Genomic DNA, 22,772 nt, shown 5'->3' with positions numbered 1-22,772 from the left:
CCGATCCCAAGCCCTACATCTGGACCAAGACCGCAGAGGACATCCTCGAACGCCTCGCCGGATATCTGAAGCGAATTCCCGACTCAGAACACTAGTCACCCCGACGGCCTCGACACCCACCCCCGCGCCGGGGACGACGCGCTGACACCTGCTCAGCACGGCACAGGGGACGCGTATACGTCCTCCCGTGGGGGGTGGATCAGGCGGTGGGGAGCCGGCCGGCGCGGAAGACGGTGGCGGTTCGGGCCACGCGGCGGCCGAGGTGTGCCGCGGTGGCGATGTCGGCTTTGTGGACTGCCTCGGCGCCCTGGTCGACGTTCGTCTGGGCGGCGGCACCGAGGTGGAAGCCGAGCCGGTTGAGGTCGTTCTCGGATGCCTGGGAGGTGTTCCAGCCGGGATGGAGGCCGAGGTTGATCCAGTGCATGCCGAGCTGGGCGGCGAGCACCGTGAAGAACTGGAGGGTGTGCAGCTTGTCACCGCTCATCGCCCCGGAGTTGGTGAACCCGGCGGCGAGCTTGTCGCGCCACACCGCAAGGGCGAAACGCTTCGACGTGGCCTCGGCGAAGACGTGGAAGGCGCCGGAGGCGGTCCCCATGTAGGTGGGTGATCCGAAGATGATCGCGTCCGAGGAGTCCAGCGCGGACCACTGCTCGTCGGTGATCTCGTCGACCCTGATCAGGTGGACGGCCGCGCCGGTGTCGACGGCCCCGGCGCGGACCGCCTCGGCGAGCACGTCGGTGTGGCCGAAGCCGGAGTGGTAGGCGATGGAGACCAGGGGACCGGGGGAAATGCCAGGCCCGGCGCGATGGGGATGCGAGGCGTTTCGCGGGGAACGCCAACGCGGCGCTCAGATGCGTACGGTCGTCTTGCCGCGCGCACCGCCGGCCATGATCCGGGCCAGCTCCCGCGGAACCTGCTCCAGCGGGACGTCCTGCCGGATCGGGACGGTGATCCGGCCGGACGCGACCTCGGCGGTGATCCGGGCGAGCAGGTCCGGCTTGTCCCGCATCATGAAGTTGCTCACGGCGATCCGCTCCGACGCCAGCAGCTCCGGCGACGCGATGAGCGTCGCGGACACCGCCGCGCCCCGGTCCCGTACCAGCCCCGCGTACCGCGCGAAGCGGGCCGGGTCCCGCGTGAGATCGAGTACGCAGTCCACCCCGTCCGGGTGGTCCGCACGGAGCTGCTCGACCACGTCGACGGCGGTGTAGTCGATGGTCCGGGTGGCGCCGAGTTCGCGGAGCCACTGGTCGGCGTCGGCCCGGGCGGTGGCGATCACCCGCGCTCCCCGCGCGGCCGCCAACTGGACGGCGAAGACCCCCACCCCGCCGGTGGCGCCCACGATCAGGATCGACTGCCCGGCCTTGAGCCCGATGGAGTCGAGCGCGCCGAGCGCGGTCATGCCGGCGGTCGGCAGCGCCGCCGCGACCTGGGCGGACATCCCGTCCGGCACGCGCCGCAACGCACCGACCTCCGGGAACTGCGGGACCACCACGTATTCGGCGAACGTGCCGCTGCCCAGGGGCGCGCGCAGGAACTGTCCGTGCACGGCGTCGCCGGGCGCCAGCCCGCTCACTCCCTCGCCCGCTTCCGTCACCCGGCCCGCACCGTCCACGCCCAGGACGAGCGGGAAGGTGGCGGGCATGGGCATCAGGCCCTCGGCGATGCCCGCGTCGATCGGGTTGAGCGACGCCGCCTCCAGCCTGACCAGAAGCTCTCCCGGCCCCGGGCTCGGTACGGCCAGGTCCATCAGTTCGGGCGTGTCACCGGTCTTCCGTACCGCGACTGCTCGCATGGCGGATCTCTCCTGTTCGGTCGGCTCGTTCGGTCGGCTCTTCTTGCGTGCCACTCACCACTCAAGTCGAGCCGACGGCGGACCTGAAGGACCGATCCGATACCCGGCTATACCCTGGAGGTATGAATGAGCTGGAGACGCGGCAGCTGCGCTATTTCGTCGCGGTGGCGGAAGAGCTCAACTTCGGACGCGCGGCCGAGCGGCTCGGCATGGCGCAGCCGCCGCTCTCGCGCGCGATCCGGGAGATCGAGCGTCAGCTCGGCGTGCGACTGTTCCAGCGCACCACGCGCCAGGTCACGTTGACGCGCGCCGGCGAGGTGCTGCTGGGGGACGCACGGACGGCACTCGACGCGGTCAGCGCCGCCGGCCGGCGGGCCCGGCACGCCGGGGAACCCACGCAGAAGCTTCGGCTCGCGCTCAAGGCCGACGTCGACGGCGGCCTGCTGCCTGCCATCCTCCGCGAGTACGCCCGCGAGGAGGGGGCTCTACCGGTCGCGCTGGTGCTCGGCCGCTACGGCGAGCAGGCCCAGGCGGTACGCGACGGCCGTGCGGACGCCGCGGTGCTGCTCGGCCCCTTCGACGAGCGCGGGCTGGACTCCGAGCAGTTGGTCACCGAGCCGTACCTGATCGCCGTCGCGGCCGACGCCCCGCTGGCCGCCCGTACGTCCGTTCGCCTCGCCGACCTGGCGGGCTGGGAGCTGCCCGACGGGTCCCCCGCGGACCAGGGGCTGGACGCTGCCCACGGCGGGCCGGGCGTGGCGCGCGCCCGCCCGTCCGGTCAGGGCCGGGACCCGGACCAAGGCCGGGACCCGGACCAAGGCCGGGACCGGGACCAGCCGTCCGCGGCGGCGCAGGACTCCTCGGACCTGCCGCAGATCTTCAAGCTCATCGAACTCGGCAGCGCCGTCTGCTTCTTCCCCGCCTCGCTCACCCGGCGCTATCCACGCCCCGAGATCGCCTACCGGCCGGTCGAGGACCATGCGCCGGCGACCCTGTCCGTGGTCTGGCCGGAGTGCTCCCGCCGCCCGGCCGTCGCCGCGTTCGTCCGGGCGGCCACCAAGGTGGCGGAGGCCGCCCGGCCGGAGCCGGGCACCCCGCGGGCAGCCACCTGACAGAGCACCGCTCCCCCGGTCACCGCCCACGGCAGCGCGCCCGCCGGCCCGGTCAACCCGCGTCGGCCCAGTACACGGTCGGCAGTCCGTTCTTCGCACAAGTTCGACAAGGGGGTGCTCCGCGACTCGGGTCTCGCGGGGGGCGGTGCGGGCCCGCGTTGTCGATCGCCTCGGGCCGGGCGGGATCGGTCGGACCGGCCCTGACCACAGGTGAGGACGGGGGCGGCCCAGTCGGCGTGGTCGTTGCCGTTGCCGCCGTCGCCGACGTCCAGGTCGAGGATCTGACCGTCGGTGACGGGGACGTCGATGCTGACCGGTGCCGACTGCCCGGTGAGGACCGGGGTGGTGGTGAGGACCTTGCCGTCGAGGATGACGGAGAAGGAGCGGCCGCTCTGCTGGAACGGGAAGGCACGGTCGCGCCCAGCGGCGTTTGACGTCTGCACGGACTCGCTCGTCACGCCGGCGCGGGGCAGCGAAGCCGCCGACCGCACCAGGGATGCCCGGCGGCGAGCGCTCAGGAACTCCCGTCCGAGCGCTCGCGAACGCCCATCCGGTGGACCATGTCGGCAGCAACAGCGCCCGAGCGGCGGCTTCCTGACGGCGGGATAGGGTTCGGTCCAGAAGATCCACTTGGCGCAGGCGAGGCGTGCCGGGGTCGGACACGGTGGCCGCTCGAGGAGGGACCCGATGCTGGAGGCTCTGGGGCTGGGCGCGCCCGAAGAGGCCGTGTACATGGCGCTGTTGGCCGGACCGGCAGCCTCCGCGCAGGACCTCGCCTGGCAGACCGGGCTTGAGGAGGCCACCAGCGAGCGGATACTGCGGGACCTCACGGCACGCGGCTTGGTGGCCGTCGCCACCGACACCCGGACATCGGGCCCGGCCGGGCTCGAAGGCCGGCCCGAACCCGTAGCCGTAGCCGGACCCGCATCCGCACCCGAAGAGCCCGGAGCCGGGGCCCGCCGGCCCACCCGCTACCGGCTCACCCCACCGTCGATGGCCCTGGCCCCCCTCCTCGTCGAGCAGCGCAACGCCCTGCACCTGGCCGAGACCGCGTACGCGAAGCTGACCGAGCGGTACCGCCACACCGCCGCGCACACGGACGGCGGTGTCGTGGAGGTGGTCGTCGGCGCGGAGCAGGTCGCGCACCGGTTCCACCAGCTGCACTGCGGCGCCCAGCGGGAACTGCTCGTCTTCCTCGTCGGCGAGGCCGTCGCGGTGGCACGGGAGGACGCCGACTCGTCGGAGAGTTCCGCCCTGGGCCGGGGGGTCGACTTCCGGGTGGTGGCCGCGAAGGACTATCTCGACGGTGACGACGTGGTGCGGGACGTGCGGGAGGCCGTGACGGCGGGCGTCGCGTTTCGCCTGGTCGACTCGCTGCCGCTGAAGATGGTCATCTCGGACCGGGAACGCGCCATGGTGCCGCTGGAGATGACGGACTCCGGCGGCGTGCCGAGCGCGGTCGTCGTTCACCGCAGCGGTCTGCTGACGGCCCTGGTGCACCTCTTCGAGAAGGAGTGGGCCCAGGCCCGGCCGGTGTTCACCGGCACGGGGACCCTGGAGGACACGGCCGGCGACCCGCAGCCGACCGCGGAGGAGCTGGAGGTCCTCGCCCTGCTGCTGGCCGGGGTCTCCGACCGCCGGGCGGCGTCCCAACTCGGCCTCTCCATCCGCACCGTGGAGCGACGGGTACGCCGGCTGACGGACCTCGCCGGCGGAGGGTCGCGCCTCCAACTCGGATGGCACGCCGCACGCGCGGGCTGGCTCTGAACGGATCACCGCCGTAGGGGCCGGGCACGGGGAATCCGTCCGCGGAATCCGTCCGCGGAACCGACCCCGCGCGGCGGAACGACCCGGCGGACACGGCCGATTGTCGGAATGCCGTCACGCGGGAGACCCGTCACCCGCGGCGCCTCTCAGCGATCCGTATCCCTGCCAGGATGCAGCCGAGCATGGCATGTCCACGGCTTCGAGTAGGGAGACTCATGCATCCAATAGCGCGGATGGCCCTGGGCGCGGCGATCGCCGCCGTCCTGGCCGTCACCGCCGGCGCGCCGTCCGGGGCAGCGACCGCACCCCCTGACGGTGCCTCCGGGCAACGTCCCCTCACCGGCAGCGGAACCGCGGCGACGGGCGGCAGGCAGGTCACCGTCACCCTCGTCACCGGCGACAAGGTCGTGGTGACCACGGACCCGTCGGGCCACAGCTCGGCGGCCGTGCTGCCCCGCGAGGACGGCACCCAGCCGCTGGTGGAGACCTTCCAGTCGGGCAAGGACCTCTATGTCTACCCGGCGGACGCCGCCCAGGCGATCGCCGAGGGCAAGGTCGACCAGCAGCTGTTCAACGTCACCGGGCTCATCCGCCAGGGGTACGACGACGCCCACAGCAGCACGCTGCCCCTCATCGCCACCTACCAGAACGGGGTGAACGTCGCCGCCAGTGCGCCGGCGGCCCCGCGGGGCGCCGAGCAGGGCCTGAGCCTCCCGGCCGTGGACGGCGTCGCGCTCAAGGCCGACAAGTCCACCGCCGGCACTTTCTGGCAGGACATCACCGGCACCCGGTCGCGTTCCGCCTCCTCGCTGAAGAAGCTGTGGCTGGACAGCAAGGTCAAGGCGACGCTGGAGCAGTCCACCCAGCAGGTGCACGCGCCGCAGGCGTGGGCCGAGGGCTACGACGGCAAGGGCACCAAGGTCGCCGTGCTGGACACGGGTGTGGACGCCGAACACCCGGACCTGGTCGACCGGATCGCCGAGTCGAAGAACTTCACGGACTCCGACAGCACCGACGACCGGCACGGCCACGGCACGCACACCGCCTCCACCGTCGGCGGCTCCGGAGCCGCGAGCGACGGCCGCGAGAAGGGCGTCGCCCCCGGAACCTCCCTGCTCATCGGCAAGGTCCTCGACGACAGCGGCTCCGGCGACACCTCCTGGATCATCGCGGGCATGCAGTGGGCCGTCGACCAGCAGGCCGACGTCGTCTCCATGAGCCTGGGCAACCCCGAGATCGGCGACTGCTCCGACCCGCTGGCCCAGGCCGCGCAGGATCTCTCGCAGAACACGCACACCCTGTTCGTCGTCGCCGCCGGCAACTCCGGTCCCGGCACCGAGACCGTCTCCTCGCCCGGTTGCGCGCCCGGCGTGCTGACCGTCGGGGCCGTCGACCAGAAGGACGCCACCGCGTCGTTCTCCAGCCGCGGGCCGGTGGCCGTCACCCACACCCTCAAGCCCGAGATCGCCGCCCCCGGCGTCGACATCCTCGCGGCCAAGGCGGGCGGACGGGGTGTCTACGCCTACCAGACGATGTCGGGCACCTCCATGGCCACCCCGCACGTCGCCGGCGCGGCGGCCGTCGTCCGCCAGGCCCACCCGACCTGGACCGCGCAGCAGATCAAGGCCGCGCTGGTCTCCTCCGCCCGTACCGGCGGCAAGGTCGCGGGCGCCGACCAGACCGGGGGCGGTGTCCTCGACGTGTACGCGGCGGTGCACCAGAAGGTGCTCTCCGCGCCGGCCGTGCAAGGCGGCAGCTACAACTGGCCGCAGGACGCCTCGGACCGCACCACCGTGCAGGTGCCCTTCACCAACACCGGCACGGCCTCGGTCACGCTGGGTCTCAAGGTCAGCGGCGTGCACGGCAACGACGGCAGCGACGTCGGCTCCCCCGTCATCAAGCCGGCGCAGGGCAAGGTGAGCGTTCCCGCGGGGGCCACCGTCCAGGTGCCGGTGCGGATCGATCCGACCGCCCGTCTCACCGCCGCCCAGTACGGAGCGGTCACCGGCCGGATCACGGCCACCGGCGGCGGCGCGCACGTCTCCGTGCCGGTCACGCTCTACGTCCAGCCGGAGACGCTCACCCTGCGGGTCAAGGTCGTCGACCGCAACGGCGCGCCCGCGACCGGCGCTTCGTCCGTGGACCTGGTCAGCCTCGACACCGCCAAGGGCGAGCGCCGCAGCAACGACGGCGCGAGCGACCAGACGTACAGCGTGCGGCCGGGCGACTACGCCCTCTCCGGCTTCGTGGCCACCTACGACGCGGACAACGCCGTCGAATCCATCGGCTACCTCGCGCGCCCGCAGGTCCACCTCACCCGGGACACCACCATCGTCCTGGACGCCCGCACGGCGCACCGGTTGAGCGTGCGCACCGACCGCCCCTCGACGGTGAGCCACACCACCTTCAGCTACGGCCGCACCTGGGACGACACCTGGCAGCTGAGCGGCTCGCTGATGGCCGGCAGCGACGTGCAGAAGTTCTACGCCTCCGTCGACGGGCGCGCGAAGAAGGGCACCTTCGAGTTCCGGCCCACCTGGCGCGCGACCGGTACGCAGAACGGCTCGCCGTACGTCTACAACCTCTCGTTCCCGACCCAGGGCCCGCTGACGTCCGACCAGGTCTACCGGCCGCGGGACACCAAGCTGGCCCAGGTCACCGAGAAGTGGTACGCCCTCGGCAAGGAAGCCGACTACATGGACGGGCTGTTCCTCGTCCCCTCCTGGGACAGCGGCACCAGCATCACGGTGAGCCTGTTCGACCCGGTCCACGTACCGGGGACGCGGACCGCCTACTACACGACCGGCGACGACGTCTGGCAGCACGGCGCGATGACCAGCTTCCCGTTCGCCGCGTACATGGGCGACCAGAACCGCACCTACCGGGCCGGCGAGCGCCGTACCGAGGAGTGGTACCGCGGTCTCCTGCGGCCGGCGGCGCCGCGCGACACGGACGGCAAGTGGGAACTGGCCGCCGAGCGGCAGGGCGACCTGATCGGCTTCCAGAGCGCGCTGTGGCTCGACGCCTCCGGTGACCACTGGTCCGACGGCGCGTCGTTCGGCGACCTCGGCAACCTGGTGCTGAAGCGCAACGGCGAGCAGATCGCCACCAGCGCGTATCCGTACGACGTGTTCACGGTGCCGCCCGAGGACTCCGCCTACGAGCTCACCCAGAACCTGTCCAAGATCCCGACCTCGGACCCGAACTGGCTGCGCTCCACCGCCGTCACCACCACCTGGAGCTTCCGCTCGCACCTGGAGCCGGACGTCTCCTCCCGTGGCCTGCCGATCCTGTTCCCGGCGTACGACCTGCCGGTGGACAGTACGAACACGCTGCCCGCGCGGAGCGGCATCACGGTCGGCCTGTCGGCGGAGGGCCACGCCGGGTACGCCCCGGGCGCGATCACCGCGGCCGCGCTGTCCTACTCCTACGACGACGGCGCCACCTGGACCCAGGCGCCGACCCGTCAGCAGCACGGGAAGTGGACCGCTGTCCTCGACCACACCGGCGCCGCCGGCAAGCAGGTCACGCTGAAGGTCTCCCTCACCGACGCGAACGGCAACGCGGTCACCCAGACCGTCACCCGCGCCTACGACGTGCGGTAGCCGGACAGGCAGACGGAGGAGCGGGCCCGTGTCAGGGACACGGGCCCGCTCCTTTCGGCTGTCGCGCCGCCTTCCGGGTGGTCACCTCAGCCCGATGCGGTCGACGGGAATGCGGTGGTAGCCGGGAAGTTGCGCGGCGATCCGGTCGTCGTCGCCCAGCCGCGCCGTCCCGTCGGTGACCGTCACCACCCCTGGGTCGGCGGTGACGACGGTGTTGTCCTTCGGGTACGCCGGGTCGTCGTCGCATCACGCCCATCGCGTTCTCCGACCCGCCGTTGCTCAACGCCGCGGACACCCACACGCCGTGGCAGCTCGGCGTCGACGTGGTGGAGCATCCGCTGACCTTCGTGAACGGGGCCGTGCCGGTGCCGACGTCGCCGGGGCTCGGCGTGCGGCTGGACCGGGACGCGCTCGCCCGGCTGCACGAGAACTACCTGCGGCAGGGCATCACCGGCCGCGACGACACGGGCTACATGCGGCGGTTCCACCCGGACTTCGACCCGGCCAAGCCGCGCTGGTGACCTGAGCGCCGGTCGGCCCGGCAGCGGTTCCGAGTCCATGGGCGGAGAGGGGGCAGGGGCGGAGGAGCAGCACGTCCGACGGGTCGCCGGGAGCGGTCAGGGCTCGACCAGGTCCAGTACCGCGGCGAGTTCGCGCTCCAGTTCCTCGATCCGCGGGCGGTCGGGGCCCATCACCGCGTAGCGCCAGTGGGTCCCGGCCCCGCTGGGACAGGCGGCGCCGCCGGCGTACAGGACGACGCCTTCGCCGTGCGCGGAGCCGTAGGCCAGTCCGGTGGTGTCCAGGCGCCGGACGGCCTGGGTGAGCGTGTGCGGGGTGCGGGCGGTCCGTTTGGCGATGAGCCAGGCGGGCGCCGGGCGGCCGGCGGCGTGGCCGAGGCGGGTGACCATGGCCTGCGGTGTGGTGGTGGCCGTGCGCCGTACGTTGCTCTCGGTGGCGTGGAGCGTTCCGTCGTCGTCCAGGAGGGCGTCGATGCTGTACGGCCCGGCGTACCCGTGGTCGGCGAGGTGCTGTCCGAGGGCGACGCCCCACGCGTGCAGTTCCGCGATCACCTCGGCGGGTACGTCGCGAAGCGGTGAGCGGTAGCCGGTGAACGAGCCGTCGTGGGTGAGCATCTCGCCGCTGAACACGACCCGTGGCCCGGCCGCCTCGACGACGCACTGCACGCTGACCTCCTTCGTGTACTGGACGCAGCGCTCCACGACCCACAGCCCGGTCCCGTCCGGTTCCGCTCCGGCGGCCGGGTCGCCGCGGGAGACGAACCGCATGCCGACGCCGCCCGCGGAGCGGTCCGCCTTGACCACCACCCGCCCGAACCTGGACACCATCCGCGCCACCGCACCCGGCACTTCGGCGCCTTGGCACACCTGGCCTTCCGGCATCCGGATGCCCCGCTCCCGCGCGACGGCGCGGAACCCGGTCTTCGTGTTGAGCCGGTCCACCGCGCCCAGCACGCCGGCGCCGGGCCGGCCGGACGCGAACGGGAAGACCTGGATGCCGAGTTCGGCGGCCAGCGCGACCGCCGCGCCGTCCAGCACGAGAGGAAGCAGCCGCGTCCCGGGATGCCGGCGGGCCAGGTCCTGGAGGGTTCCGCCGAGGCCGTGCCGCCGGACGGCCTCCGGCATGCCGGTTCCCGGCAGGTCCGGAACGACGACGACCTCCACCGTCTCGTGGGGGAACCCGAGCAGCCCTCCGGCGTAGCGCCGGAAGTCCTCCGGGATCGGGACCGGGCTGACCAGCACGTCACCGGGCCGGGTCAGCCAGACCTTCCGGGGCGCCTGCTCCGACCACCCCCGCACCGCCTCGCTCGCGTCCAGACTCGCCGGCACCGGGGAAGCGAAGTTCGCGAGAAGAACCAGCGGAGCGACGTCGTCGTGCTCCGGAATCATGATCCGGTCCTTCCCGTTTCCCGTTCCCCGCTTCCCCGTTGCCACATCTCGGGCGGTCGGCTCAGTCGTCGTTCGAGTCGGGAACCAAGACGCTCTGGCCGAACTCGCTGACGGCCCGCTCGCCCGGGCCGACGACGCGGAGCAGGTCACCCGAGCAGCGCGGGCCGCTGTAGACGACCACCGGCTGGTCGGTCTGGTTGTCCACGGTCAGCGGCCACCGGTTCGAGTCGTAGCAGCCCTGCGGGTTCTGGTAGGCGCGTCCGTCGACGATCAACGTGCCCGCGGCCGCCTGGGCGAACGCGGGGACGGCCATCGCGATGCTCGCGGCAGCGGCGAGGGTGCCCAGCGTCTTCATGGCGCGTTTCATCGGTCTCCTCCGTGCAGACTCGGCCGCCGTGTGCGGCCTTCACCGGGATCATGGAGGGCGCCGACGGTGACACACCGTAGCGACGCCGGATCAGTCACCGGGAAAGCGGCAGATAGACCTGACCAGCCGACACGCGGTGTCAAGGTTGCGACCGGGATCGCGCCCGGGCATCCGCGTCGCGCGAAGGAATCCGCACCGCGCGAGGCGTTCACCGCCCGGGACGGAGTGTGGCGTGCCCGACGTCTCCGTCGGGCACGCCACCCGCTGAGCGCTCAGAGTTCAGCGGTCAACGGTCAGTTGGGCAGGCCCCAGTGCTGCGCGCCGGTGCCGTTGCAGTCCCAGATCTGGAGTTGGGTGCCCTCGGACGTCGAACTGTTCGGGTCGTCCAGGCACTTGCCGGAGTTGGGGTTGAGCAGCGAGCCGTTGGACTGGGGCTGCCAGACCTGGGCGGAGGTGCTGTTGCAGTCGTAGAGGTCGACGGTGGTGCCGTCCGCGGTGCCGGAGTTGTCCACGTCCAGGCATTTGCCCAGCGCCTGGAGGGTGTTGCCGGCGGCGACGGTCCACTGCTGGGCGGAACTGCCGTTGCAGTTCCAGATCTGCACGGGGTTGAGGTTGGTGGTGTCGGAGGAGCGGTCGTCCACGCACAGCGAGGAGGAGACGCCCGAGACGATCGGCCCGGTCCCCTGCGGGCTGGTGCTTCCGCTGCCGTCGAAGGCGCCGAGGCCGTTGGGGGTGCCCAGGCCGGTGGGGCCGTCGTAGCCGGCGGTCGCGGTGCACAGGTAGGAGGGGCTGCACGAACCGTCGGAGCCCGACGTCACGTCGTTGAGCGCGGACGGGTGGCCGTAGAGCACGGACGCGGCGTTCGTGGCGGGGGCGCCGGCGAGCGCGAAGGTCGAGGCGATGATCGGCGAGGAGGCGCTGGTGCCGCCGACCACGAACCAGCCGCCCTGCCCGTAGGTGTCGTAGACGGCCACGCCCGTGCCCGGGTCGGCGACCGCCGAGACGTCGGCGACGGTCCGGTTGCCGCCGCAGCCGGTGTCGGTCTGCCAGGCCGGCTTGGACTCCCACGACGAGCAGCCCGCCCCGGAGCCGGACCAGGCCGACTCCGTCCAGCCGCGCGAGGTACCGGAGTCCTGGTGCAGGCTGGTGCCGCCGGCCGCGACGACGTACTTCGAGGTGGCCGGGAAGCTCACCCCGTAGCCGCCGTCGCCGGAGCTGGCGACGTCCACCACCCCGGCGTGGTCGAAGTCCGCGTCGGCGCCGGCGTCGCCCGAACCGTCGCCGGTCCCCCAGCTGTTGGAGATGAAGTGGGCGCCGAGCGACACCGCCAGGTTCTGCGCCGCGTCCAGGTCGCCGGCCTCGATCACCAGGATGTGGCACAGCGGGCACACCGCGGAGACCATGTCGACGTCCAGCGACGCCTCCGTGCCCCAACCCGGGTCCCCGCCGGGGTAGTCGCCCTGCTGGCCGCTCCCGTTGACCTTCCGGAAGCACCCGTTGGCCGTGGTGCACGCGGGCAGGCCGTACTGCGAGCGGTACGTCGCCAGGTCCGACTCGAGGTTCGGGTTGTCCGCCAGTTCCGTGACGGCCACGGTCGCCCCGCCGCCGCTCGACGCGGCGGCGGAGGCCAGGTTGTACGCCTGCTGGAGGTCCGAGGGGCCGTAGCCGGACGGGTTCGCCCGCGGGGACAGCGCGTCGTCATGGAGCGCGTGCAGGTCGGTGCGGACCAGCGCGTAGCAGACCGGGGCACCGGGGTGCAGCGGCGCGGAACACGCGTGTGCGGTCTTCACCTGGCCGGATGAGCCGGATGAGCCGGGCGCGCCGGCCGGAGCGAGGGCGTGGGCCGCGGCCGGCGACGCGGCGGCGAGCCCCGTCGCGGCGGCCAGCGTCAGCACCCACTGGACCAATCTCTTCATACTGTCACCTGCTCGTGTGGGGGTGGCGAGGGTCCCAACACGGCGGCGGGGACGGGCAAGGACCGCCGACGTGCCGGGAACGCTCTCCCGCGGGTGGCGTCCGAGGTGCGGGGCGCGCGGCTGGACCGGGCGGGCGGACACCATCCGACAACGTTGCCGAGACACCTGACAACGTTGCCAAATCGTCCCCGGAGTCCGGGAGTTCGCGCATGGAACGGAGCGACGGCCGGGGCGGCCGTGACGGTGGAGGCGGACGCGGGCCATGAGGAGAGCGCTCACCGAAATTAACCAGGCGACATGCACGCGTCAATAGTCTGGACTAACGCCACGGCTCGGCAGGCGCCATGCCTCGGCACGCGGCATGCCTCGGCAGGCGCACGCCGGTGCGGTGCGGGTGCGTGGCGCCTCGCGGTGCGGGTGCGGTGGCGGGTGCGCCGGAGCGGACCGCCGCCGCGCCGGTGCGGTGCGGCAGCGGGCGCGGCGGCCCGGGTACGGACCGCCGGCGCCGCGCACCAGGTGGGGCCGGGGAGTCAGCGCTTGATGCCGACGCCGCCGTAGAAGCCGACATGCGCCAACTCCTCCTCCGTCGGCACCGGTTCGTCAGGGCGCCAGAGCGGCGGTTGGACCAGCCCTGGCTCGACCAGCTCGAAGCCGTCGAAGAAGCCCAGCACCTCCTCGTGGGAGCGCAGGGTGAGGGTGGCGGTGGCCCCCTTGTCCCGGTAGACGTCCCGGGCCTCCCCCGCGTCGCCGTCCAGCCGGTGGAAGTCGCCGGTCGTGTGGCTGAGCAGCAGGTGGCTGCCGGCGGGCAGCGCGTCCCGGTAGGCGGCCACCAACCCCGCGGGGTCCTCGTCGTCCCGGATGAAGTGCAGGATCGCCACCAGCATCAGCCCGACCGGCTGGTCGAAGTCGATCAGCTCCCTGATGGTCGGATGGCCCAGGATGCTCTGCGGGTCGCGCAGATCACCGAGGAGGAATCCGGTGTTCCCCGCACCCAGCAGATGCGCTCCCGCATACGTCGCCACGATCGGGTCGTTGTCCACGTACGCGACCCGCACCTCGGGCGACACCTCGTGCGCCACCTGGTGGGTGTTGGGCACGGTGGGTATGCCGGTACCGATGTCGATGATCTGCCGGATACCGCTGTCCACCATGTACCGCACCGCCCGGTGCATGAACTGCCGGTTGCCCTGCGCCATCGTCACGATGTCCGGGAACAGGTCGATCACGCGCTGCGCGGCCTCGCGGTCGACCTCGTAGTTGTCCTTGCCACCGAGGTAGTAGTCGTACATGCGGGCCGGGTGGGGCCTGCCGGTGTCGATCTCCTCCACGGAGAACCCCTGATCGGTCAACGCCGTCCTCCCATTCCTTCCATCCGCCCTGCTGGGCCGTTCGGACCGCGCGGCACGGACACCCGTACGCGAGAGCGCGGCCAGGACGCCGGCACCAGATCCTGACGCCGGTGCCGATGCCGGTGCCGGTGCCGGTGCCACCGTAGTCGCCGGCATGGCTCAACTCCTGGGCCATGCACGGCGATCCCCCCGGGTCCGGCTCCGCCAGTGTCCCATCCCGAGCGCGCGACGCGCGGGGGGAATCGTCGGCGATGCCGGCCCGGCCGACGTGGGAAGACACCAGCAGCCCATCCGTCCCCACCTGCCACATCACCGCCGACCTGGCCGCCGGCCCGGCGCCACCGGCGAGCCGGTACCGGCCGCGTCGCCGGCTCGGACGTCGTACTCCCCCGGTAGCCGCGTGAGCGGCGATCCCGGTGCCTCGACGGGCATTCGACACGCTCGACCCGCCTGCGCCAACGCCGGGTCGGCCAGACCAGCGGCGGTAGTCTCGCTCTTCGCCCCTGCCGCTCCGGGCCGGTCCGGTCCGGGAGACGGTCCAGCGCGCCGCCGACGCCGTGACGGGGGGAGCCGAAGGAGGAGCCCGCGACCGTCGAGGCCGCCGTCGTGCGGGGGTTGCCGGCCGCGAGACGCCTGTTGGAGCGTGATCACATGACCGACCCCACCCGCGACCCGTACCCGACATACGCGGCCATGCGCTCCGCGTGCCCGGTCCAGGCCGTGCCCACCGGTTCGGACGGGGAAGCCGGTTCGGACGGGAAGGCCCGCTCGGACCGGGAGGCCGGCTACCTGGTCCTCGGCTACGAGGAAGCCCGGCAGGCGCTGGCCGACCCCCGGCTGTCCAAGGACACCGCCGCCTTCTTCGCCGGCCGGAACTCGCGGCGACGCATGCACCCGGCGGTCGCGCAGACCATGGTGGCCACCGATCCGCCCCGGCACACCAGCCTCCGCAAGCTGGTGACCAGGACGTTCACGACCGGCGCCGTCACACGGCTGCGCCCGTTCATCGCCCGGACCACCGACGCGCTGCTGGACCGGTGGCCGGTCGGCGGGCAGGCCGACCTCGTCGCCGACCTGGCGGTGCCCCTGCCGGTCATCGTGATCTGCGAGTTGCTCGGTGTCCCGGAGCCCGACCGGCCCGACGTACAACGCTGGTCCGCCGAACTGTTCGCCGCCGGGGAACCCGATCTCATCGACGCGGCATCGCACTCCCTTGCCGCGTACGTGACCGGTCTCGTCGCCGCCAAGCGGGCCCGGCCCGGCAACTCGCTCCTGGACCAGCTCATCGCGGCGCGCGACGGGCAGGACCACCTCAGCGAGCACGAGTTGGTCTCCCTGGCGGTGCTGCTGCTGGTGGCCGGCCACGAGACCACCACCAACTTCCTCGGCAACGCCGTCCTGGCGCTCCTCCAGCACCCCTCCGCACTGGAACGCCTGCGCACCGACCCCGAACGCATCCCCGCCGCCCTCGACGAACTGCTGCGCTACGACCCGCCGGTCAGCACGGCCACGTTCCGGTTCACCACGCGGGCCCTCACGCTCGGCGGCACCGAGATCCCGGCCGACGTCCCCGTGCTGGTGAACCTCGGAGCCGCCAACCGCGACCCGAAGCGCTTCCCCGCGCCGGACCGGCTCGACCTCGACCGCGAGGCCACCGGCCATCTGGCCTTCGGCCACGGCATCCACCGCTGCGTCGGGGCCCCGCTGGCCAAGGCGGAAGCCGACATCGCCCTGCGCGCGATCCTGAGCCGCTTCCCCCGGCTCGGACTCGCCACGTCGGTCGACCGGTTGGAGTGGCGCCGCACCCGCCTGATGCGCGGACTCGTGTCCCTCCCTGTCCGGACCGGCTGACGCGGTGCGGCGGTGACGCGGTGACGCGTTATGGCACTGAGGAGTTGAGGCAGGCGCCGGAGTGCCGCGCCCGCTACCGCCTGCGGATGAGGCCGAGTTCGGTCGCGGTGGCGACGGCGGCGGTGCGGGAGTCGACGTCGAGCTTGGCGTAGATGTGCGCCAGGTGGGACTTGACCGTCCCCTCCGTGAGGTGGAGCCGGTCGCCGACGGCCCCGTTGGACAGGCCCTTGGCGACCAGGGCCAGGACCTCGGTCTCGCGCCGGGTCAGAGTGGCGCCGGGGGTGCGCAGCCGGTGCATCAGCCGGTCCGCGACGGTGGCCGCCAGGGTGGTACGGCCCGCGGCGGCGGTGCGTACGGCGGCGGCCAGCTCCTCCGGCGGGGCGTCCTTGAGCAGGTAGCCGGTCGCGCCGGCCTCGATGGCGGGCAGGGTGTCGGCGTCCGTGTCGTAGGTGGTGACGACCAGCACGCGGGGCGCGCCGGGGCGGGCGGTGATGGCGGCGGTGGCCTCGGCGCCGTTCATCCCCCTGCCGAACTGAAGGTCCATGAGGACGACGTCGATGTCTCCTCGGGCGGCGCGGGTCACGGCCTCCTCGGCGGTGGCGGCTTCGGCCACCACGACGAGCCCGGGTTCGGTCTCCAGCACGGCGCGGAGCCCCGCCCGTACGACGGGGTGGTCGTCGGCCAGGAGCAGGTGGATGGGGCGGTCGGTCACGAGCGGGCCTCTGCTGCGGGCGCGAGCGGAAGGCGCGCGGCCACGGAAGCGCCGTGGCCGGGAGCGGACTCGACGGCGAGGGCGCCGCCGAGGGCGTGCACGCGGGCCCGCATCGCCGCCAGCCCGAACCCTCCGGCCTCCGGGTCCGGGACGGGCAGCCGTCCGGGGTCGAAGCCGTGCCCGTCGTCGACGACGTCCACGGCGATGCGGTCGTCCAGGTAGCTGAGGGTGACCTCGGCGGTGGTGGCCGCGGCGTGCCGGACGGTGTTGGCGAGGGCGGACTGGGCGATGCGCAGCAGGGCGACCTCGTGCGCGGTCGGCAGCGTTACGGGGTCGCCGACGACCTGGAAGCGCGCGGTGAGCTGGTGCCGGGTGCTGGTGGCGGTGCACAGGCGTTCCAGGGCGCAGGCGAGGGTGGTGCCCTCCAGAGCGGGCGGGGCGAGGGCGACGACGAAACGCCGCGCCTCGGCGAGGTTGTCCACGGCGGCGTTCCGTGCCTGGTCGACGTAGCGGGCGGCGCTGTCCGGCCGGTGCGGCAGGGCCCGTTCGGCGGCGCGCAGCAGCAACTGGATGCTGGACAGGCCCTGGGCGAGGGTGTCGTGGATCTCGCGGGCCAGGCGCTCGCGTTCGGCCAGCACACCGGCGGCGTGCTGCGCGGCGGCCAGGTCGGCACGGGTGGCGGTGAGCTCCTCGACCAGGCGCCTGCGGTGTTCGCTCTCGCGGTACAGGGCCTGGTAGCCCCAGACCACTGCCACCGCCACGGCGGCGCCGAGGGCCGGTCCGATCGCCATGGCCGCGCTGAAGGAGCCCTGGTGTGCGGAGTAGCCGGCGATGGCCGACACCGCGGTGGCCGCGACCGCGGCGAGTCCGGCGCGGCGGGGCAGCAGGTGGAGCTGGAGGAAGTAGAGCGGGAACGCCAGCCACACCCCGTCGGAGGACAGGGCCAGCAGCACCAGCCAGACAGCGCCCATCGCGGCCAGCCACAGTGCGGCGGCCCGGCGCGAGCCGTGCACCCGGGGCAGCACGGGTCCGGCCGCGTACGTCACGGCGCACGCCGCGGCCGCCGCGATGACCGCTCCGGCGTGCGGGCGGTGGTCGATCACGGCCTGGCCGGCGGCCAGGGCGAGCAGGGCGACGACCAGCAGATGCAGGCACCAGGCCAGGGCGCGGGTGGTCGGGGTCAAGGCGGGGGCGGTGACGTTCGCGGAGGCGGTGACGTTCGCGGGGGCGGTGATGTTCACAGTCCCTCCAGGCTAAGCAGACGCGGCCGCTCCCGGCCTCCGTCGAAAGTTACAGACCGGGTGCGGCCTTTCGGTGCGGCAAGTGCTGTCCTGGGCCAGATGCCCGGGTGCGGTCCTGACGGCGACGGTGGAGGCACACACCGCGTCCACCCCGCCGGCGGCGGAGGCACACCGCGTCCACCCGCCCGGCGCACGTGACGCACCTCGCTTCCACCGCCGCGCCACCCCATGAAAAGGCAGGCCCCAGCCGTGTTCGTCGCCTGGAGAGACCTCAGGTTCGCCAAGGGGCGCTTTGCCCTGATGGGGGCCGTCATCGTGCTGATCACCCTGCTGGTCGGGCTGCTGTCGGGGCTGACCGCCGGGCTGGGCCGGCAGAACATCTCCGCGATCACCGGCCTGCCCGCGGACCGGATCGCCTTCGGCGTGCCGGCCACGGGCGAAGCGCTGTCGTACGCCGACTCCACCGTCACGGAGAAGCAGTGGCGGCGGTGGGCCAGGACACCCGGCGTGAGCAGCGCGGAACCGCTGGGCATCACCACCACCAGGGCGACCGCGGGCGACCGGAGCACCGGGGTGTCGGCCTTCGGGGTGCGGCCGCACTCCCCGCTGGCCCCCGACAGCGACGAGATCGACGACCACGCGGTGGTCCTGTCCACGGCCGCCGCCGACCATCTCGACGTCTCCACGGGCGACAGCATCGCCCTCGCCGGCCGGCAGGTCACCGTCGCGGCGGTGCGCGGGAACGCCTCCTTCAGCCACGTCCCCGTCCTGTGGACCAGCCTCGACACCTGGCGGAAGGCCGCACCCCCAACGGGCAAGTCCGGCGGCCCGACCGCCACGGTCATCGCGTTGACGACCTCTCCCGGTGTCGACGTGAAGGCGGCCGACGCGGCCGCGGGCACGAGGACGGTCGGCAAGGACGACTCGCTGTCCGCGATCGGCTCCTACACCTCCGAGAACGGCTCCCTCCAGCTGATGCGCGGCTTCCTGTTCGCGATCTCCGCGCTGGTCGTCGGCGCCTTCTTCACCGTGTGGACCATCCAGCGCAGCGGAGACGTCGCGGTCCTCAAGGCGCTGGGCGCGTCCACCGCCGGCCTGCTCGGGGACGCCCTCGGACAAGCCCTGGTCCTGCTGGTCGGCGGCACCCTGGCAGGCACCGCTATCGCCGCCGGCGTCGGCGCCCTCGTGGCCGGCTCGGCCGTGCCCTTCCTCCTCGAACCCGCCACCGTCCTGGTCCCGGCCGCCGTGATGATCGCGCTCGGCGCGCTCGGCGCCGCCCTGTCCGTCCGGCGCATCACCTCCGTCGACCCGCTGACCGCCCTGGGGAGCGCCCGATGAGCCTCGACATCGCCGGCATCACCCTCACCTATCCCGACGGAGGGTCCCGCCTGACCGCCCTCGACCAGGTCACCCTTCAGGTCCCCAAGGGCACCCTGACCGCCGTCATCGGCCCCTCCGGCAGCGGGAAGTCCAGCCTCCTCGCGGTGGCCGCGACCCTCGTCACCCCCGACACCGGCACCGTCACGATCGACTGCACGCCCACCGAGGCCCTGAGCCGCGGGGAACTCGCCGGCCTGCGCCGCCGCAGGATCGGCATCGTCTTCCAGCAGCCCAACCTCCTGCCGGCCCTCACCGCCGCCGAACAGCTCCAGGTCATGGCGCGGATCGATGGCCGGCGGCCCCGTACGGCCAGGAACCGGGCCATGGACCTGCTCGATGCCGTCGGTCTGGCCGACCAGGCCGCACGCCGCCCCCACCAGCTCTCCGGCGGCCAGCGCCAGCGCGTCAACATCGCCCGCGCCCTGATGAACGACCCCACCGTGCTCCTGGTCGACGAACCCACCAGCGCCCTCGACCACGAACGCGGCGCCGCCGTCATCGACCTGATCGCCCGCCTCACCCGCCACCGGTCCACCGCGACCGTCCTGGTCACCCACGACCACGCCCACCTGACCGCGGCCGACCGGATCGCCGAAATCCACGACGGCCGCCTCCGCCCCCCGGCCACGCCCGATCAACCGAGGTGAACCGCCGTACCCGGTCTCACGGTTGGGCGGGGGTGGCATCGGTGAGGTCGCTTTCGGCGCGGGCCAGGAGGTCGGCCAGGTTCCGGGCCGCCGTTCCGGGGTCGTCCGCGTCGGCCACGGCCTGGCGCACCCACTCCGCGACCGCGTCGGCGAGCCCGATCGCGTCCTTCTCCCGCTGGTCGGAGAGGAGTTCCTTCACCCGGTAGGCGAGAGCGGACAGCGTGTCCTCGTTGGTCTGCGGCACCAGGTAGGCGCGCAGCGCGGCGGGATACGGCTCGCGCTCCCGGGCGGCCCGGAGGGCGCCGACGACTCCCGGGTCGGCGGCGTACTCGTCGAGGAGGCCGAGCAGGGCGGAGATCCGCGCGGTCAGCCGTGGCCGGCCGGGGTGCCGGTCCAGCCAGGTCATCAACTCGACCTCGCCGCCGAGATACGAGATGACCCGGTTGAGGGACTCCTCCCCCTTGAAGGGCAGGTCCTCGGCATGCGGGACGAGTTCGGCCACTTCCTGGGCGAGCCGGGCCTCGTCCTGCGCCCCCAGCGTGCCGTCGGTGAATCGACCGACCAGCGCCGGATCGAGCCCGAACCCGTCAGGACCTGGCCGCGAACTTGCGGTCTGCGCGCGGTGCCTGCGGTGGACGAGCCATTGGTAGGTGCGGTCGATCAGCGTGTCGTGCACGGCATCCTCCTGACATGGCATGAACAGCCCTCACGGCGGCGGTCACAGGGTTCGGCGGACTCCGGCCTGCCGTTCGATGTCCCGCAGTTGGCCGGCGAGGTCGCTGCTGGTGGCGCGGGCGGGGCCGATACGGCCGACCGGCAGGACGGCGCGTCCGCGGGTCTCCTCGAAGAGCAGGGCCCAGGCGGTGTACATCGCGACCCCGGCGAGCAAAAAGCCGAGGACCGCGCCGACCTTGCCGATGGTGTCGTTGCCCGTGACCCCCGCGATGCCGGAGACCAGGAACCGGGGCGCGGCGACCAGCAGGACCGCGGCCAGCGCCCGTTTCGCCGCGGCGGTCAGCAGGATCAGCAGGACGAAGACGGCGAACGTGATGAGGAAGATCCCCAGCACTTCCCTCGTCTGGGCCGGGTGGAAGAAGAAGATGCCCGCCTCGATGAGCCAGCTGGCGGCGAAGCTCATCATGAGTGTCGCGGCGGTGGCGTCACGGCAGAGCAGCGCGAAGATTCCCACGATGACCTGGATGACGAAAGCGGGGAACACGACGAGCGCGACCGCGGTCTGGGCGCTCTGCGGAAGAATTCCGTACTGGTAGGACGAGACCACGACCGAGTCGATGGCGACGGTGAACAGACCGACCGGCATCGGCGTGGCAAGAGGCCGCAGATTGATCCGGACCATCGACCGCAGGTCGTCTTCGTGGCGGGCGGGATTGGAATTCGGGAAGAGTTTTTCGGGATCTTCTCCGGCGGGGCCATGGGGTGTGTCAGCCACGTCATCACCTTCCGCACCGTAGGTGAACCCGGACCACACGGGAATGACGGTTTTCCGGGTCTACGGGTTTACGCGCGTCCCCTTTCTGGGTTTGCGCGCTTCCGCGTTTTGCGTCTCCGCGATTCCGAGATTCCGCGATTCCGGCTCGGTGAGAAGTACATCGGCCATGAAGACCGTTTCCCGCCGGCTGCGATCCAGATGAAACCAGCTTGCGTCCGGGAAGCAACCTTGTCCAATTCGGACCGTCGCGCCTGGTCCGACGCCGGTCCCGGCCGGAACGGCGTCAGCCGTCAGCCGTCCGGACGCTCCGTGTTCTCGCTCCACTTCTCCATCCATCTGCGGACCTGTGCGCAGATCTCGTCCACGCCCGCGGCAGCCGCGTACGCGACCGGGGCCTGCTGCACGCTGTCGACGACCAGCAGGCGGGCGCGCAGCGGAGGCGTCTGGCCTGGCTCCAGCCACACACGAAGGATCAGGGTTCCGGTGGGGGTCTCGATAACAGCCATGACTTCACGCTGACGAACCGCCGCCACCTAAACGTCACGGTCGGCGCGCGCCGCGCCGACGGTGTTCGCCATGATGCGGCGCAGCGACGGCGACGGCTCCACCCCCAGCTCGGCGCGAAGGAGGTCTCGCAGCTCCTTGAAGTGCCGGATGGCCTCGCTGAGGTTGCCCTCCGCGACGTAGGTCTCGATGACCTGGCGGTGGGCGCTCTCGCGGAGCGGCTCGCCGGCGACCGCTCGCAGCGCGGCGTCCAGCGCCTGCCCGAAGCGGCCCTCCGACCGGTGGACGCGGGCGAGCGACTCCAGCGCGTGCAGCCGCATCTGGTGCAGCCGCTCCCGCTCGATGACGACCCACTCGTCCCACGCCTCCGGCAGGAGGTCGCAGCGCAGCGCCTGGTCCGCCGGGTCGAGGTCCGGCGCCGGAATCTCGTCCGGCCTCTCACGCGCCGAGGGCTCCGCCGAGCGGATCGCCCGGCGCAGGACCTCCTCGGTGACCGCCAGGTCCGTTCGCAGGTCGCCGGAAACCTGGAGGGTGCCGACCGTGGCGACGACGAGGGGGCGGCTGAGCTTGGGCAACCGCCACAAGGCCGAGCGCAGGCAGCGCGCCCCCTGGGCGCCGGAGGAGTCCGGCCACAGCTTCTCGGCCACGTACTCGCGGGTGACCGTCCGGCGGCTCAGCACGAGCAGGCTCATCAGGCGCTGCCCGGCGGGGGCGATCACTATCGACCGCCCGTCGTGTCGCAGATCGAAACTGCCCATCAGCGTCAGATGCGGAAAGTGGTCGGGAAGGGCTTCGTCGGACCGCTTATGCATTGCGTCTCCTCGGGCCTGGAAGGCCGGTGTTGCTGCACTGCACGAGTGTCGCGTCACTCCCATTGGAACATCGCGCGTCCATCGACACATCCGCGCCGAAAGGTCCCGCGCGGGCCCGAACGCGCACTGCGAGGAACCGAATTCCCTGCGTGTGCGCGGCGGTCTGCCGCGACCCGCCTCGCCGGGCGGATGGGAAGGTGACGGCGCGGTGACGCGCCGGTGATCCGGTGGTCCCAGGCTCTTCGTACGGCCCGGGTACTCCGGCGTCGGGGAACGGCAAAGGGACGAGAGGGGAAACCGTGTTCGCTCATCACCCCGCATTCCCGCCATCGTCCCGCCGATATACGGTGTCCTGCC

19 protein-coding genes and 1 pseudogene are annotated in these 22,772 nt (G+C 72.6%); 7 read left to right on the top strand and 13 right to left on the bottom strand.

What is annotated here, in order from left to right:
- Nucleotides 1–199: 199 nt before the first annotated feature.
- Together AB0399_RS20095 and AB0399_RS20090 are read right to left on the bottom strand one after the other, a co-directional pair.
- Nucleotides 200–790, bottom strand: a complete 591-nt coding sequence (locus AB0399_RS20095) for a flavodoxin family protein (RefSeq protein ID WP_366412247.1) — start codon at nt 788–790, stop codon at nt 200–202.
- A 57-nt stretch (nt 791–847) separates the two neighbouring features.
- Nucleotides 848–1,795, bottom strand: a complete 948-nt coding sequence (locus AB0399_RS20090; RefSeq protein ID WP_366412241.1) for an NADP-dependent oxidoreductase — start codon at nt 1,793–1,795, stop codon at nt 848–850.
- 122 nt (nt 1,796–1,917) lie between these two features.
- Between AB0399_RS20090 and AB0399_RS20085 the strand changes: the two genes are divergently transcribed.
- Nucleotides 1,918–2,907, top strand: coding sequence for a LysR substrate-binding domain-containing protein (locus AB0399_RS20085; protein ID WP_366412240.1), 990 nt, complete (start codon nt 1,918–1,920; stop codon nt 2,905–2,907).
- A 269-nt stretch (nt 2,908–3,176) separates the two neighbouring features.
- Here AB0399_RS20085 and AB0399_RS20080 read toward each other — a convergent pair.
- Nucleotides 3,177–3,641, bottom strand: a pseudogene (locus AB0399_RS20080) (NPCBM/NEW2 domain-containing protein); the annotation flags it as partial.
- On the opposite strand from AB0399_RS20080, the gene AB0399_RS20075 reads away from it, so the two are divergent.
- The 3 genes from AB0399_RS20075 to AB0399_RS20065 all read left to right on the top strand — a co-directional run bounded on the left by AB0399_RS20075 (nt 3,595) and on the right by AB0399_RS20065 (nt 8,800).
- Nucleotides 3,595–4,674 carry a helix-turn-helix domain-containing protein gene (locus AB0399_RS20075; RefSeq protein WP_366412239.1) on the top strand — a complete coding sequence of 360 codons (1,080 nt, stop codon included), beginning with the start codon at nt 3,595–3,597 and terminating at the stop codon, nt 4,672–4,674. The pseudogene AB0399_RS20080 and the gene AB0399_RS20075 sit on opposite strands and share 47 nt — an antisense overlap.
- 215 nt (nt 4,675–4,889) lie before the next feature.
- A complete protein-coding gene (locus tag AB0399_RS20070; protein ID WP_366412238.1) occupies nt 4,890–8,279 on the top strand; it encodes a S8 family serine peptidase in 3,390 nt (1,129 codons plus the stop codon).
- Between the two features lie 245 nt (nt 8,280–8,524).
- Nucleotides 8,525–8,800 (top strand): enolase C-terminal domain-like protein, encoded by a 276-nt coding sequence (locus AB0399_RS20065; RefSeq protein ID WP_366412246.1) that lies wholly within the window; start codon nt 8,525–8,527, stop codon nt 8,798–8,800.
- A gap of 96 nt (nt 8,801–8,896) precedes the next feature.
- Here AB0399_RS20065 and AB0399_RS20060 read toward each other — a convergent pair whose 3' ends face one another.
- The 4 genes from AB0399_RS20060 to AB0399_RS20045 all read right to left on the bottom strand — a co-directional run bounded on the left by AB0399_RS20060 (nt 8,897) and on the right by AB0399_RS20045 (nt 13,818).
- Entirely contained in the window at nt 8,897–10,186 is a 1,290-nt protein-coding gene (locus AB0399_RS20060) for a peptide ligase PGM1-related protein (protein WP_366412237.1), read from the bottom strand.
- Between the two features lie 61 nt (nt 10,187–10,247).
- Nucleotides 10,248–10,553, bottom strand: coding sequence for a hypothetical protein (locus AB0399_RS20055; RefSeq protein WP_366412236.1), 306 nt, complete (start codon nt 10,551–10,553; stop codon nt 10,248–10,250).
- A gap of 293 nt (nt 10,554–10,846) precedes the next feature.
- Entirely contained in the window at nt 10,847–12,469 is a 1,623-nt protein-coding gene (locus AB0399_RS20050; RefSeq protein ID WP_366412235.1) for a ricin-type beta-trefoil lectin domain protein, read from the bottom strand.
- Nucleotides 12,470–12,999: 530 nt separating this feature from the next.
- Nucleotides 13,000–13,818 (bottom strand): SAM-dependent methyltransferase, encoded by an 819-nt coding sequence (locus AB0399_RS20045; RefSeq protein ID WP_366412234.1) that lies wholly within the window; start codon nt 13,816–13,818, stop codon nt 13,000–13,002.
- A gap of 651 nt (nt 13,819–14,469) precedes the next feature.
- Here AB0399_RS20045 and AB0399_RS20040 point away from each other — a divergent pair.
- Complete coding sequence (locus tag AB0399_RS20040) at nt 14,470–15,669, top strand: cytochrome P450 (protein WP_366412233.1); 1,200 nt, start codon at nt 14,470–14,472, stop codon at nt 15,667–15,669.
- 73 nt (nt 15,670–15,742) lie between these two features.
- On the opposite strand, the gene AB0399_RS20035 is transcribed toward AB0399_RS20040, so the two are convergent.
- Both AB0399_RS20035 and AB0399_RS20030 read right to left on the bottom strand, forming a co-directional pair.
- On the bottom strand, nt 15,743–16,381 hold the full coding sequence (locus tag AB0399_RS20035; RefSeq protein WP_366412232.1) for a response regulator transcription factor: 639 nt from the start codon (nt 16,379–16,381) through the stop codon (nt 15,743–15,745).
- Nucleotides 16,378–17,616: a sensor histidine kinase gene (locus tag AB0399_RS20030; protein WP_366412245.1), complete on the bottom strand. Its 1,239-nt coding sequence runs from the start codon at nt 17,614–17,616 to the stop codon at nt 16,378–16,380. The genes AB0399_RS20035 and AB0399_RS20030 overlap by 4 nt, the downstream gene beginning before the upstream one ends.
- A gap of 255 nt (nt 17,617–17,871) precedes the next feature.
- Between AB0399_RS20030 and AB0399_RS20025 the strand changes: the two genes are divergently transcribed.
- Entirely contained in the window at nt 17,872–18,960 is a 1,089-nt protein-coding gene (locus AB0399_RS20025; RefSeq protein WP_366412231.1) for an ABC transporter permease, read from the top strand.
- Nucleotides 18,957–19,649: an ABC transporter ATP-binding protein gene (locus AB0399_RS20020; protein ID WP_366412230.1), complete on the top strand. Its 693-nt coding sequence runs from the start codon at nt 18,957–18,959 to the stop codon at nt 19,647–19,649. The genes AB0399_RS20025 and AB0399_RS20020 overlap by 4 nt, the downstream gene beginning before the upstream one ends.
- A gap of 16 nt (nt 19,650–19,665) precedes the next feature.
- On the opposite strand, the gene AB0399_RS20015 is transcribed toward AB0399_RS20020, so the two are convergent.
- From AB0399_RS20015 to AB0399_RS20000, 4 genes are all read right to left on the bottom strand, one after another.
- The gene (locus AB0399_RS20015; RefSeq protein ID WP_366412229.1) at nt 19,666–20,325 is read right to left on the bottom strand and encodes a hypothetical protein; all 660 of its coding nucleotides are present in this window, start codon (nt 20,323–20,325) and stop codon (nt 19,666–19,668) included.
- 42 nt (nt 20,326–20,367) lie between these two features.
- Entirely contained in the window at nt 20,368–21,099 is a 732-nt protein-coding gene (locus AB0399_RS20010; RefSeq protein ID WP_366412228.1) for a GPR1/FUN34/YaaH family transporter, read from the bottom strand.
- Nucleotides 21,100–21,389: 290 nt separating this feature from the next.
- Nucleotides 21,390–21,605, bottom strand: a complete 216-nt coding sequence (locus AB0399_RS20005; RefSeq protein WP_366412227.1) for a hypothetical protein — start codon at nt 21,603–21,605, stop codon at nt 21,390–21,392.
- A gap of 27 nt (nt 21,606–21,632) precedes the next feature.
- Entirely contained in the window at nt 21,633–22,415 is a 783-nt protein-coding gene (locus AB0399_RS20000; RefSeq protein ID WP_366412226.1) for a BTAD domain-containing putative transcriptional regulator, read from the bottom strand.
- Between the last annotated feature and the right edge of the window lie 357 nt (nt 22,416–22,772).

Source organism: Streptomyces sp. NPDC088194, assembly GCF_040702025.1.
Taxonomy (GTDB): domain Bacteria; phylum Actinomycetota; class Actinomycetes; order Streptomycetales; family Streptomycetaceae; genus Actinacidiphila.
The sequence above is the reverse complement of the archived record's forward strand: the minus strand, read 5'-3'. Positions and strand labels throughout refer to the sequence as shown.

Coding starts and splice junctions, on each gene's coding strand:
- AB0399_RS20020 (WP_366412230.1), top strand. CDS start 18,957: ATGAGCCTCGACATCGCCGGCATCACCCTCACCTATCCCGACGGAGGG.
- AB0399_RS20040 (WP_366412233.1), top strand. CDS start 14,470: ATGACCGACCCCACCCGCGACCCGTACCCGACATACGCGGCCATGCGC.
- AB0399_RS20070 (WP_366412238.1), top strand. CDS start 4,890: ATGCATCCAATAGCGCGGATGGCCCTGGGCGCGGCGATCGCCGCCGTC.
- AB0399_RS20075 (WP_366412239.1), top strand. CDS start 3,595: ATGCTGGAGGCTCTGGGGCTGGGCGCGCCCGAAGAGGCCGTGTACATG.
- AB0399_RS20000 (WP_366412226.1), bottom strand. CDS start 22,415: ATGCATAAGCGGTCCGACGAAGCCCTTCCCGACCACTTTCCGCATCTG.
- AB0399_RS20050 (WP_366412235.1), bottom strand. CDS start 12,469: ATGAAGAGATTGGTCCAGTGGGTGCTGACGCTGGCCGCCGCGACGGGG.
- AB0399_RS20005 (WP_366412227.1), bottom strand. CDS start 21,605: ATGGCTGTTATCGAGACCCCCACCGGAACCCTGATCCTTCGTGTGTGG.
- AB0399_RS20085 (WP_366412240.1), top strand. CDS start 1,918: ATGAATGAGCTGGAGACGCGGCAGCTGCGCTATTTCGTCGCGGTGGCG.
- AB0399_RS20090 (WP_366412241.1), bottom strand. CDS start 1,795: ATGCGAGCAGTCGCGGTACGGAAGACCGGTGACACGCCCGAACTGATG.
- AB0399_RS20060 (WP_366412237.1), bottom strand. CDS start 10,186: ATGATTCCGGAGCACGACGACGTCGCTCCGCTGGTTCTTCTCGCGAAC.
- AB0399_RS20055 (WP_366412236.1), bottom strand. CDS start 10,553: ATGAAACGCGCCATGAAGACGCTGGGCACCCTCGCCGCTGCCGCGAGC.